Genomic DNA, 12,120 nt, shown 5'->3' with positions numbered 1-12,120 from the left:
TCCACCATGCTGCGCATGGTCCGCCTCCCCGGCCAGGGAGGATCTCAAAGGGATTACCGCCCGATCAGGCGCTGGGCGATTCGGTCGGCGACCTCACTCGACGGATCGCCGGTCGATTCGCTTTCGTCCCACACCTGGTTCAGGCGCACCGGGATCTTCTCGACCCGGGCATCGACCTCCGAACGGTCGCCCTGCCCCAGATACTCGAGCGCAACGTTGATGATGCCGCCCGCGTTGATCACATAATCCGGCGCGTAGACGATACCGCGCGCGTGCAGGCGATGCCCGTCCTCGCGCGTGGCGAGCTGATTGTTTGCGCCGCCCGCGACGACGCGCACCTTCAGCGCTTCGATCGACGGTTCGGTGAGGATCGCCCCCAGCGCACAGGGGCTGAGAATGTCGGCTTCGTGCGTCAGGATCGCATCGGCATCGATCGCCTCTGCGCCCAGCTCCGCGGCCAGCGCCTTGGCGCGGTCGCCGTGCACGTCGGCCAGGGTCAGCTTGGCGCCGTCCGCCGCCAGCAGCCGGGCCAGCCCGCCGCCGACCGAGCCGACGCCCTGGATCGCGACGCGCACGCCGGCCATCGAGTCGACGCCCAGGCCACGCTTCGCCGCCGCCTTGACACCGAGATAGACGCCGCGCGCCGTGACCGGCCCCGGATCGCCGCCCGCGCTGCCCGCCGCCACCGGCAGGCCGGAGACATGCTTGGTCTGGGTCGCGACGACCTTCATGCGGGCCTCGGACATGCCGACGTCCTCGGCGGTCACATAGCGGCCATGGAGCGACTCGACCGCGCGGCCGAACGCTTCCAGCTGCGCCTGGGTCACTTCCGCACCCGGCTTGTCCGCCAGGATCACGCCCTTGCCGCCGCCCATGGGGAGGTCGGCCATCGCGTTCTTGTAGCTCATCCCCCGCGAGAGGCGGAGCGCATCGGTGATCGCGGCGCGGTGATCGGCATAATGCCAGAAGCGCACGCCGCCCGCGGCGGCGCCCAGCGCGGTCGAGTGGACCGCGATGATCGCACTGAGGCCGGAAGCCCGATCCGAGAAGAGGTGAACGCCCTCGTGGTCGTCGAAATCGGGAAAGCCCCAGTCGGTGATCATGGATGGATCCGCGCTGTGATGAAGGGGGAAAATGGGGCGACCAACGGGGATCGAACCCGCAACCTCTGGTACCACAAACCAGCGCTCTAACCGATTGAGCTATGGTCGCCGTGAAGGAGTGCGCGCTTAGCGGGCTCCGAAGCGGAGCGCAAGATGATTACGCACCCTGCCCCCGGGAAATTTTCACTGCCTCCTCCGGCGTCGTTACCCCGGTGCGGGCGAGATGGCGTGCGGCAGAGCCCAAATTGGGCGTGCTGATAAACGCATGGCGCGCGAGAATTGCCGCATCGCCACCGTCATTGACCAAGCGCCGGATCGTCGCGTCGCCACGAATCGATTCGAAGACGCCGGTCTGCCCGGCGAAGCCGGTGCCCCCGCACACCACGCACCCGCCCGCGGTATAGACGATCGAGCCGGGATCGAAGCCGAGCAGCGCAGAGACCGAACCGGTCGCCTGCACCGGCTCGCGGCATTCGGGACACAGCCGCCGCACCAGCCGCTGCGCCATCACCAGGCTGAGCGCCGAGGCGAGATGGAAGGCCTCCACGCGCCAGCTGCGCATCTGCTGGATCGCCGCCACCGAATCCTGCGCGTCGATGCCCGCCAGCACCAGGCGCCCCGCCTGGGTGGCCTGCATCGCCGCCGCCGCTGCAGCGCGATCCTCCAGCGAGTCGACCATGAGGATGTCGAGATCCTGCTCGATGCCCGCACGCAGCGTCTCCGCCGGGACGACGGTCGACGCGTCCGCTCGGGTCACGCCCAGCATGTCGGGCATCGCGCCGCTCGCCACCGCCAGCGCAGGACGGGTGCGCGAGGCAGCGAGCCCCAGCAGCGCCTGCAACGTCGTGCTGCGGCCATGCCCCGTCGGCGCCGCCACCAGCACCAGGCCCGCCCGCGCCAGGACCGTGCGTGCATGGTTGGCCAGCGCCGCGCTCATCCCCAACGCCTCGAGCTCGCGGTGCCCGGCCTGGCGGGGTGCACGCTGCACCACCACCCGTTGCCCGTGCACCACCGGCAGCACGAAGATGTCGAGCACCTCCCCTTCCCACCGCATCTCGCCGCGCTGCGGCCGCCCTTGTTCCGGCGAGAGTCGGGCTGCGGCGGCGATCTGCCCGATCAGCGCATCGCCGTCGGCACGCGCCAGTTCGCGAAAGGGGTGCAGCAGCCCAGAGACGCGAAACGCGATTTCGACACCCCTGGCACCGGGCTCGACATGGAGATGGGAAGCCTCGAGCCGCGCCGCCTCGGCAAGCAGCGCCTCCAGTTGCGGTGCGGCGGGCGCTGCTCCGCCCGCCGCGGGATGCCGTTCGACGTCGATATGCACTGTCATCCCCCTGCTGGACGAGGCCCGGCTACGCAGGCTTTGTGACAATCGACCTGCACTTTTATGACAATCACGCGTCCGGCTGGCATGAAAGCACCCGCTTTGGCAAAAGCGCGATCATGCAGATGTCCTCTCTTCCCACGCTCGGCAGCGGCCATCCGTCCGAACCGGTCGTCGCGCGCATCCTTTCCTATCCGGGCGTCCAGAAGGTGCCGAGCCCGAAGGTGACGCTGTTCATGGTGCGCAACTTCCTCGACCCCGCAGATTGTGCCGCGCTGGTGGCCCGGATCGACGAGAAGCGCCGCCCCTCCACCCTCGCCAATGCCGGCGACGATTATGCCTTCCGCACCAGCGAGACCTGCGACCTTGCCGCCGAGGACCCGCTGGCGATCGACCTCAAGGCGCGCATCCTCGATTTCATCGGGCTCGATGGCGCGCATGCCGAGCCGATGCAGGGCCAGCGCTATGCGATCGGCCAGGAATTCAAGGCGCACACCGATTACTTCGATCCGGGTACCGCCGATTTCCACAAATTCTGCGCCGTCTCCGGCCAGCGGACCTGGACGGTGATGCTGTACCTCAACCATGTCGAGGCCGGCGGTGCCACCCGCTTCAAGGCGATCGACAAGATCGTCCAGCCCGAGCCCGGCAAGCTGCTCGCCTGGAACAATCTGCGCCCGGACGGCAGCGTCAATCCGGCGACCATCCACCATGCGATGAAGGTCCGCGCGGGCACCAAGTATGTGATCACCCAGTGGTTCCGCGAGCGGCCCTGGGCCTGGTGAACGCGCGATGCGAAACGCCCGGAGGAAAATCCTCCGGGCGCTTCGATACTGAGCATGGCCGCGATCAGAAGGTCGTGCTGAGGCCGATGCTGAAGATGCGCCCCTGGATATAGCGGTTGGCGTAAACGATCTTGCCGCTGTCGAAGGTCTGGCGCTCGTTGAAGCGCGTGCGAGTGAGGTTGCGCGCCTCCAGCTTCAGTTCGAACTGTGCCCCGCGAATCTCGAAGCCCTGCCGCCCGACGATGTCGAAGCGCACGCCCGGCCGCTCGATCACGTCCGGCTGGAAGCCGGTGCCGGACAGGTTGGACGGACCGCGATTGGTCACGCGGTCGCTCGCATAGTTGAACAGGAAGGTCAGCTGCGACAGCCGGCTTGTATCCTCCAGGCTCAGCTGCAGGTTCACCAGGTGATCGGACTGGCCGGTCAGCGGTGCACCGTCGCGGAACTGCAGCGACGCGGGACCGAACCCGGCCTGGCAGGTGCCGATCGTTTGATTGAGAACGTTGGGCGCGCAGCTGTCGTCCGCGGTGATCTCTGAATGCGTATAGGTGTAGTTGGCGATCGCGGTGAGCCGGCGCGTCGCGAAGAAGGCGCCGTTCAGGCCGTCGAGCGGGATGTACTTCTGCACCTCGACTTCGCCGCCGTACAGCGTCGCCTTGGGCAGGTTGGTGAAGCCGGTCTGCAGCCGGTCGTCCGAGCCGGTGTAGAAGCCGACCTGCTCGATCGGGTTGCGGATCCGCTTGTAGAAGCCGGCCAGCGTGAAGCGCTGCTCGCGTGCGAAGAACCACTCGTAGCGCGCCTCAAAATTCTGGAGCGTCGAGTCACGTAGCAGCGGGTTGCCGAAGAACAGGCGATCCGAGTCCGGGTCGCGGAACTGCTGCGGCGCCAGCTCGCGGAACTGCGGGCGCGAGATCGTCTTCGCATAGCTGCCGCGCAGCTGCATGTCGGGCGCGAAGTTCCAGGTGAGCGTCACCGCCGGCAGCCAATAGTCGTTGTCCAGCCGCGTCGACGGGCTGTCGACCGGCGTGACGAACTGCTTGCCCTTCTCGTAGCGGACGCCGCCGACCACCCGGAGGCCGTCGATCGCATCGGTTTCGGCCTGGAGATAGCCGGCATGGATGCGCAAGCCTGCGTCATAGGCATAGGCGCCCAGCGGCGTGTTGAACTGCAGCTGGATCGTGCACGCGCCGGTGCCCTGCTGCGGGCAGGCGTTGTTCACCACGTCCGGGCTCAGCAGATAGTCGGGGCGCAGCAGATTGTACGGATAGCCGGGCGCAGTGCCGCCGCCGACGCTGGTCTGGTAATTGAACTGCAGGCGGCGCGAGAAGCGCTGGGTGTCCGAATAGTAATAGCCGGTCGACAGCGTCAGCGGAACCGCATCGGGCCTGTAGGAAAGGTCGCCTTGGCCCGTCCACAGATTCTCGTTGAGGTCCGAGAAGATGATCGAGGCGAAGGGCGAGAAGCGCTGGGTCACCTGATAGGCGCCGTTGCACTGGAAACCGGTCGCACCATTGCCGCCGTCATAGGAAATAGTCTGGCCGGTGGTGGTCGTCGCCGAGCAGAGATAGTCGAACTGGCGCTCATACGGCGCATTGCGCTTCGAATTGGCATAGGCGCCGCGCAGATCGAGCTTCACGCCGGTGAACGGGCGGAGCTCCGCCACGCCCTGCGTCTCGAACAGCTCGCGCTGGAACCAGTTGGTGTTCTGCTGGAAACGCAGGCCGCTGGCGTTATTGTACACTTCCGCCGCCGAGCCGCGGCCCTGCTTGAGCACGTCGCGGATATAGACGTTGGTCAGTCGGATGGTGTTCTCGCCAAAGGCATAGCCCAGGCCGAGCAGCCCGTTGGCGATCACGCGGTTATCGGTCAGCAGCGTGCGGAAATCGTTGCGCAGGTCGCCATTGGTGTTGACGCTGTCCTGCTGGGTGATCAGCCGCGTGCGCCAGGTGTTGCTGTAGCCGAGCGAGGCGACGATGCCGAGCTGGTCCGACCCCAGGTCGAGCGCGCCGCCGCCGCTGATCTCCGCCGACCAGTTCGCCGGCAGCTGCGCGTTGCGCTGGAGCAGCGTGGTCGACGCGTTGGAGAGCTGCAGCACCTGCTCGGCCGGGATGATGCCCGTGCCCTTGGGCGCATTGCGGATGAAATCGGGCACCGAACGGGTGCCGTCGTCAAAGCCCAGCCAGTCGTGCTTGCCGCCATAATAGGTGTAGCCGAGCTCGCTGGTGGTCGCGTCGTCGGCGGCGAGCGAACCGCCGAAGGTCAGGAAGTCCTTCTTCGGGATCGCCTTGGTGGTGAGGTTGATCACGCCGCCGCCGAATTCGCCCGGATAGTTGACCGAATAGGTCTTCTGCACGAGCGCCGAGCCGACGATCGTGGTCGGGAAAATGTCGAGCGGCACCGAACGGCGCAGCGGCTCGGGGCTCGGCAGGGGCGAGCCGTTGAGCAGCGACGAGGAATAGCGGTCGCCGAGGCCGCGGACATAGACGAAGCCGCCGCCGACCACGCTGAGGCCGGTGACGCGGCTGAGTGCGCCGGCGATGTCGCCCTCGCCGGTGCGGGCGATGTCCTCGGACGAGAGGACCGACACGACCTGCGGCGTCGCGCGGACGACGTTGGGAATGTAGCGACCGGTGACGACGATCTCCTGCGGCACCGATCCGTCGAAGCCCGGCGCGGAGACCTCGACGGGGGGCTGCGCATCCTGCGGCTCGGCCGTGTCCTGCGGGTTGGCCGCAGGGGCTGCCGGCGTCGGTGCGGGCGCAGCAGCGCTCTGGGCGAGCGCCGCCGCCGGCACGAGCTGGGACGTCAGAAGAAGAAGCGTGGCATAGGCGTGGCGTCGCTGCATGGCCGTGTCATCCAGTCTTAGAAGTACGTGCGATGCCGGGGTGGCGGCGAGCACCACCCCGGCTCGGGTTCGCGTGGGCGTGCGGCCTCAGCGGCCGTTGCAGGCGAAGAACACCGAGTTGAACACCGGCGGGCCCTGGTCCTGCAGCGCGTCGTTCTTGGCGCGGATCGTCGAGCGATCGGTCGCGCTGGTCTCGCCGGCGACGAGGTTGACGCAGGCGACGTTCGACGGCGTCTTCACGATGCCGTTGACGAAGGTCATGTCGGCACCGCCGCGCAGACGGATCGCCGCCGGCGCAAGCGCCGTCTGGATGAAGGTGAAGTTGGCGTAGCGACCCCAGGTCCGGGGCAGCAGGTCCTCGGCGTTGTTCGAGTCGATCTCGGTCGAGAAGGAGTCGGCGGTGGCGCCAGAAATTTTCTGCGCCGCGATCATGAACTGCATGAAACCGCGCCAGCCATTGTCGACGTCGAAGCCGTCGTCGTCCGCGCCGGTGACCGCGATGTACTTGATGTTCGCGGCGCCGCCGAAGATCTCGATGCCGTCATCGGCCGAGTTGTGGCTCTGAATGTGGTCGAGCACGGTACCCGAGCCGACGCCGCCCAGGGTGAGGCCCTGCAGTTCGTTGCCGTCCGAGATGGCGATGCCCGAATAGCGGATCTGAACATAGGACATCTGGCCGCTGTTGTCGGCATCGTCGGTGCCGCCGTAGAAGCGGCCGGTCACGCCTTCGATCGCGAGCTGACAGGGAGTCGGGTTGCTGCCGCCGGTGCCAGAGGCGCAGACCGCGGTACGCGCGCGGCCGAGCAGAATGATGCCGCCCCACTGGCCCTGGGTCGCGTCGCTGACGCCGTTGCTGGTGAGGTTCTGCTGCGAGGTGAAGATGATCGGCGCCTCACGGGTGCCGACCGCCTGGATCTTCGAGCCGCGGTTGACGAGCAGAAGGTCGTTGGTGGACTCGCTCGAATCCGCGGCAATGACGACGCCTGGCTCGATCGTCAGCGTGACACCGGCGGCGCCGCTTGCGCCCAGATCGGTGCCGACTTCGGTCTGGCCGCGCAGGCGGTAGAACACGCCCGCGATCTTCGGCAGCGTCAGGCTGGTGGTGATCGCCGCGGGCAGGCGGCAGGCACGGAAGGTCTGGACCAGGCCGTCATCGGTGGTGCCCGCCGGGCAGGCAGCAGCCGAACCGCCGGTGCCTACCGCAGGAACCGCCGTGCAGTTCGCGCCGGTGCCGCCGAAGTTGGCGCTCGTCGAGTTGCAGGTCCACTGCTGGAACGCCGTGTCGCTCGGACCATTCAGCGCGCCAACATAGTTGGTGCTGGTGAAGAAGCTGCCAAGCGACGACGGATCGAGCGCGGCCGTCAGCGACGTGGCAGTCGCCGGGAACAGTCCGGAAATGGCCGTGCTCAGGCCATTGACGTTATTATTGGTGCCAGCCTTCACCAGCGCGAGCTGCTCGTCGGCGGTGATGGAAATGCTGTTGACGGTGGTCACTGCCGCGAACTGCGCGGCGGTGATATCCGCAACCGGCGCCGGAGTCGGCGTGGGCGTCGGCGTCGGGGTCGGCGCGACGATCACGACGCTGCCTGCCCCCGGCGATGCCACATTGTCCGCGCCGTTGCAGGCAGAGAGCGCCGCAGTGGCGGCTGTCGTCATGAACATTAGGCCGTAGCGCTTGAAGCTCGCCATCGCGCAATTTCTCCCGTCTTCGTTGTGAACCGGGCGCGCGGCGATGCGTGCGATGCCCCTCTTGCGCCCAAGCGGGGCACTAGACGGGGCAAATGACTCGATGATGCGGTTACAAAGACAAATTAAAGACGATAAAATTACAGTTTGAAGACACGCCTCGGCACGCTGATGCAAACGGGTAGGGGCACGACACAATCGTTCAATCGCAACGACTTTGGCGGACGCGCTCCCCCATCACGCTATCAAAGCCCGGCGGTGAGCACTACGCCGACGCACACCGCCAGCCCCGCGAGCGCCTGGCGAACGCTCAGCGCCTCCCGGAACAACCGGTGCCCGGCTACCGCGGCGATCGGCATCTCGACGACGCCGAGCGAGCGCACCGCCGCCGCCGGCGCTAGGTTGAGCGCGAAGAACCAGCCCGACGAGGCGAGCGCGCCGAACAGCCCCGCGCCGAGCGATCCCCGCCAACCGGCGATCACCGCCCGCAGCGCAGCCGAATCGCGCCACAGCAGGAAGGCGACCAGGCCGACGGTCTGCACCGCCTGCACCAGCGTGACGCTGGTCATCGCCGCGAAGAAGGGATGCGCCGGCTCCAGCGCCAGCCCCGCATGGCGGAAGCCGTTGAGCGCGAGCCCGAACAAAAGGCCGGAAAGCGTGCCGAACACCACGCCCGGCAGCAGCCGCCCCTCCCCGCCCACCTTGCGCGGCCAGACCAGCACTGCCAGCCCCGCGGTCGTCACTGCCACGCCCAGCCAGCCGAGCGGGCTCAGCGTGTCCCCGAAGACAAGCAGCCCCGCCAGCGCCGCCAGCGGGACCGAACTCTGCTGGAGCGCGGTACCGACCGCGAAGCCGGCATGGTGCATCGCCTGGAGCAGCGCCGCGGTGGCCAGCACCTGCGCCAGCGCGCCGAGCAGCGCCGGCCACCAGAAGGCCCAGCCGAGATGCGGGTGGAGATTGCCCGGACCCGCCACGGCGATGGCACCCAGCATCAGCGCGGTCGAGAAGGGCAGCCCGAACAGGAAGCGCACCAGCGTCGCGCCCCAAGGGCCGCTGGAGGCCATCATCCCGCGCTGGAAGGCGTTGCGCGCCACCTGGAAGGCCGCCGCCGCGACCGTCGCCCCTGCCCACAACATTGATCTCGCCTCCTTCCGCGCCCGCGCGCGGCAATCGACGAACCGGCCAATGGGCTATGCTGCCGCGCCTATCGCGGGCTGATGGGGCGAGCAACGAAAAAGCCCGCCGGACCTGGGGTCCGGCGGGCTTCTCTACCTGGTGGGCGCGGCTGGGATTGAACCAGCGACCCCTGCGGTGTGAACACAGTGCTCTACCACTGAGCTACGCGCCCATTGGCCTGTGGGTGGAACCCTGCGGCCGAAACGGGAAGCGGGCCTTTACGGTGCGGTTGGCGGTCTGTCCAGCCCCGTTTCGCACCCTGCCCGCAAATTTTTCGGTGCTTAGTTGACCGAATCCTTCAGCACCTTGCCCGGCTTGAACTTTGGCTGGTTCGACGCCTTGATGGTCATCTCCTCGCCGGTGCGCGGGTTGCGGCCGGTGGAGGCCTTGCGCTTGCTGACCGAGAAGGTGCCGAAGCCGACGAGGCGGACTTCGTCGCCCTTCTTGAGCGCGCCGGTGATCACGTCGAACACCGCTTCGACGGCCTTCACCGCGTCGCCCTTGGCCAGGCCCGATACGTCCGCGACCTGACCGATCAGCTCTTGCTTGTTCATGCTGGTGCAAACCCCCTGATATTGTGCGGGATACCGCGTTGATTGGATTGGATAGCCGAATGAGTCGCGGCGGCTGCGCTGGCGTGCGAGTCAGCACGGGCGAGCCGCCGGAGTCAAAGTCTTTCGGCGCGAATTGCGTCAGAAAAGTTACGTCATGTCAATGATGCAAAGCATCTCCGATCGCCGGCACGCCGGCGGGCGGCTGCGTAGCGAGTTCGTCCGCATCGGACCAGTCGATTGCGGTGAGCGGCTCGGTCAGCGCGAGGCGCAAAACCTCGTCGACGTGCGAAACTGGGACAATCTCCAGGCCTTCACGAATATTCGCAGGGATTTCGGCGAGGTCCTTCTCATTCTCCTCGGGGATCAGCACCATCTTGATGCCGCCGCGGAGCGCCGCGAGCAGCTTCTCCTTGAGCCCGCCGATCGGCAGCACGCGGCCACGCAGCGTCACTTCGCCGGTCATCGCCACATCCTTGCGCACCGCCACGCCGGTGAGGGTCGAGACGATCGAAGTGACCAGACCGATACCCGCCGACGGACCGTCCTTCGGCACCGCGCCTTCCGGCAGGTGGACGTGGATGTCCTTGCGCGCGAACAGGCTCGGCTTGATGCCGTAGCTCGGGCTGCGCGCGCGGACGAAGCTGAACGCGGCTTCCACCGATTCCTTCATCACGTCGCCCAGCTTTCCGGTCGTCTTGATCGCGCCCTTGCCGGGCACGGTGACGCTCTCGATGGTCAGCAGCTCGCCGCCCACCTCGGTCCAGGCGAGGCCGGTGACCGCACCGATCTGGTGCTCCTCCTCGCCCACCCCGAAGCGGTACTTCCTGACACCGGCATAGTCGGCAAGGTTCTCGGGCGTGATGGTGACCTGGGTCTCCTTGCCCTCGAGGATCTTGCGCAGGCTCTTGCGCGCGAGCTTGGCGATCTCGCGCTCCAGCGTCCGCACGCCCGCCTCGCGGGTGTAGTAGCGGATCAGGTCGCGCAGGCCCTCGTTGGTGAGGACGAACTCGCCGTCCTTCAGGCCATGCGCGTCGATCTGCTTGGCGACCAGGTGGCGCTCGGCGATCTCGACCTTCTCGTCCTCGGTATAGCCCTCCAGCCGGATGATCTCCATGCGGTCGAGCAGCGGCTGCGGCAGGTTGAGCGAGTTGGCCGTGCACACGAACATCACATCCGAAAGATCGATGTCGATCTCCAGATAATGGTCGTTGAACTTGCTGTTCTGCTCCGGATCCAGCACCTCGAGCAGCGCCGAGGCCGGATCGCCGCGGAAGTCCTGGCCGAGCTTGTCGATCTCGTCGAGCAGGAACAACGGGTTCGAGGTGCCGGCCTTCTTCAGGTTCGACACGATCTTGCCCGGCAGCGAGCCGATATAAGTCCGGCGATGGCCGCGGATCTCGGCCTCGTCGCGCACGCCGCCCAGCGACTGGCGGATGAACTCGCGGCCCGTGGCCTTGGCGATGCTCTTGCCCAGCGAGGTCTTGCCCACGCCCGGCGGCCCGACGAGGCACAGGATCGGCCCCTTCAGCTTGTTGGTGCGCGCCTGGACCGCGAGATATTCGACGATCCGGTCCTTCACCTTCTCCAGGGCATAGTGGTCCTGGTCGAGCACGCCCTGCGCCTCGGCGATGTCCTTCTTCAGCTTGGACTTCTTGCCCCAGGGCAGGCCCAGCAGCACGTCGAGATAATTGCGCACGACGGTGGCCTCGGCCGACATCGGCGCCATCGTCTTGAGCTTCTTCAGCTCGCCCTGCGCCTTGGCGCGCGCTTCCTTGGAGAGCTTGAGCGTGGCGATCTTCTGGGTGAGTTCGGCGACCTCGTCGCCCTCGCCCTCTTCGCCCTCATTGCCCAGCTCGCGCTGGATCGCCTTGAGCTGCTCATTGAGGTAATATTCGCGCTGCGTCTTCTCCATCTGGCGCTTGACGCGGCTGCGGATCTTCTTCTCGACCTGCAGCACGCCCAGCTCGCCTTCCATGAAGGCGAACACCATCTCAAGACGCTTCTGGGGATCATTCTCGACCAGCAGCGACTGCTTGTCGGCGACCTTCACCGAAATGTTGGCGGCGACCGCATCGGCCAGGCGCGACGGATCCTCCAGCTCGCCCAGCTGCACGGCGGTCTCGGCCGGCAGCTTGCGGTTGAGCTTGGCATAGTTCTCGAACTGCTCGACGACCGAGCGCATCAGCGCCTTGAGCTCGGCGCTCAGCTCGACAGCGGCATCCTCGAGCGACTCGTCCGCCTCGGTGACGGGCTCGACATGCGCGGTGAGATAGGCGCCGGTCTCCTCGATCCCGGTCAGGCTGCCGCGCTCCTTGCCGGCGACGAGCACGCGCACGGTGCCGTCGGGCAGCTTGAGCAACTGCAGCACTTCGGCGGAAACGCCGGTATCGTAGAGATCCTCGCGGCCGGGATCGTCCTCGGCCGGATCGAGCTGCGCGACGAGGAAGATCTCCTTGTCGGCAGCCATCGCCGCTTCCAGCGCCGCGACCGACTTATCACGGCCGACGAACAGCGGCACGATCATGTGCGGGAAGACGACGATGTCGCGAAGCGGCAGGACGGGATAGGACTGCTTCATGAAAACTCCGGGTCTGCCCCGAGGAGGGGCACCATAGACCTTATATATGGGGCCTGGAACGAGCGCATC

At 67.0% G+C, this 12,120-nt stretch carries 8 protein-coding genes and 2 tRNA genes; 1 reads left to right on the top strand and 9 read right to left on the bottom strand.

Translation table 11 applies throughout. The features are described from left to right. Window positions 1-53: 53 nt before the first annotated feature. The 3 genes from GGR89_RS14345 to GGR89_RS14335 form a co-directional block, all read right to left on the bottom strand. Window positions 54-1,103, bottom strand: coding sequence for a Glu/Leu/Phe/Val family dehydrogenase (locus GGR89_RS14345; RefSeq protein ID WP_125976677.1), 1,050 nt, complete (start codon window positions 1,101-1,103; stop codon window positions 54-56). Window positions 1,104-1,135: 32 nt separating this feature from the next. Further along, window positions 1,136-1,212: transfer RNA gene (locus GGR89_RS14340), tRNA-His, on the bottom strand. A gap of 48 nt (window positions 1,213-1,260) precedes the next feature. After that, window positions 1,261-2,433, bottom strand: coding sequence for an ATPase, T2SS/T4P/T4SS family (locus GGR89_RS14335; RefSeq protein ID WP_125976676.1), 1,173 nt, complete (start codon window positions 2,431-2,433; stop codon window positions 1,261-1,263). Window positions 2,434-2,546: 113 nt separating this feature from the next. Here GGR89_RS14335 and GGR89_RS14330 point away from each other — a divergent pair, with 113 nt between their 5' ends. Beyond that, window positions 2,547-3,212 (top strand): prolyl hydroxylase family protein, encoded by a 666-nt coding sequence (locus GGR89_RS14330; RefSeq protein ID WP_125976675.1) that lies wholly within the window; start codon window positions 2,547-2,549, stop codon window positions 3,210-3,212. A 64-nt stretch (window positions 3,213-3,276) separates the two neighbouring features. Here the strand turns inward: GGR89_RS14330 and GGR89_RS14325 are convergent, their stop codons facing one another. From GGR89_RS14325 to lon, 6 genes are all read right to left on the bottom strand, one after another. Next, a complete protein-coding gene (locus GGR89_RS14325; RefSeq protein WP_125976674.1) occupies window positions 3,277-6,057 on the bottom strand; it encodes a TonB-dependent receptor domain-containing protein in 2,781 nt (926 codons plus the stop codon). A gap of 87 nt (window positions 6,058-6,144) precedes the next feature. After that, window positions 6,145-7,746 (bottom strand): hypothetical protein, encoded by a 1,602-nt coding sequence (locus GGR89_RS14320; protein WP_125976673.1) that lies wholly within the window; start codon window positions 7,744-7,746, stop codon window positions 6,145-6,147. A 242-nt stretch (window positions 7,747-7,988) separates the two neighbouring features. Then, complete coding sequence (locus GGR89_RS14315; RefSeq protein WP_125976672.1) at window positions 7,989-8,879, bottom strand: DMT family transporter; 891 nt, start codon at window positions 8,877-8,879, stop codon at window positions 7,989-7,991. Window positions 8,880-9,016: 137 nt separating this feature from the next. Next, window positions 9,017-9,091 (bottom strand) — tRNA-Val (locus GGR89_RS14310). Between the two features lie 109 nt (window positions 9,092-9,200). Beyond that, window positions 9,201-9,473, bottom strand: a complete 273-nt coding sequence (locus GGR89_RS14305; RefSeq protein WP_064311555.1) for an HU family DNA-binding protein — start codon at window positions 9,471-9,473, stop codon at window positions 9,201-9,203. Between the two features lie 157 nt (window positions 9,474-9,630). Then, window positions 9,631-12,051, bottom strand: a complete 2,421-nt coding sequence (lon, locus tag GGR89_RS14300) for an endopeptidase La (protein WP_125976671.1) — start codon at window positions 12,049-12,051, stop codon at window positions 9,631-9,633. Window positions 12,052-12,120 lie beyond the last annotated feature (69 nt).

The sequence above is a fragment of the Sphingomonas trueperi genome (assembly GCF_011927635.1).
GTDB classification, from domain to species: Bacteria; Pseudomonadota; Alphaproteobacteria; order Sphingomonadales; family Sphingomonadaceae; genus Sphingomonas; species Sphingomonas trueperi.
The sequence above is the reverse complement of the archived record's forward strand: the minus strand, read 5'-3'. Positions and strand labels throughout refer to the sequence as shown.

Bases quoted from the DNA above. Each gene is read 5' to 3' on its own strand.
- GGR89_RS14305 (WP_064311555.1), bottom strand. From the start codon at position 9,473: ATGAACAAGCAAGAGCTGATCGGTCAGGTCGCGGACGTATCGGGCCTG.
- GGR89_RS14330 (WP_125976675.1), top strand. From the start codon at position 2,547: ATGCAGATGTCCTCTCTTCCCACGCTCGGCAGCGGCCATCCGTCCGAA.
- GGR89_RS14345 (WP_125976677.1), bottom strand. From the start codon at position 1,103: ATGATCACCGACTGGGGCTTTCCCGATTTCGACGACCACGAGGGCGTT.
- GGR89_RS14335 (WP_125976676.1), bottom strand. From the start codon at position 2,433: ATGACAGTGCATATCGACGTCGAACGGCATCCCGCGGCGGGCGGAGCA.
- GGR89_RS14320 (WP_125976673.1), bottom strand. From the start codon at position 7,746: ATGGCGAGCTTCAAGCGCTACGGCCTAATGTTCATGACGACAGCCGCC.
- GGR89_RS14325 (WP_125976674.1), bottom strand. From the start codon at position 6,057: ATGCAGCGACGCCACGCCTATGCCACGCTTCTTCTTCTGACGTCCCAG.
- GGR89_RS14315 (WP_125976672.1), bottom strand. From the start codon at position 8,879: ATGTTGTGGGCAGGGGCGACGGTCGCGGCGGCGGCCTTCCAGGTGGCG.
- lon (WP_125976671.1), bottom strand. From the start codon at position 12,051: ATGAAGCAGTCCTATCCCGTCCTGCCGCTTCGCGACATCGTCGTCTTC.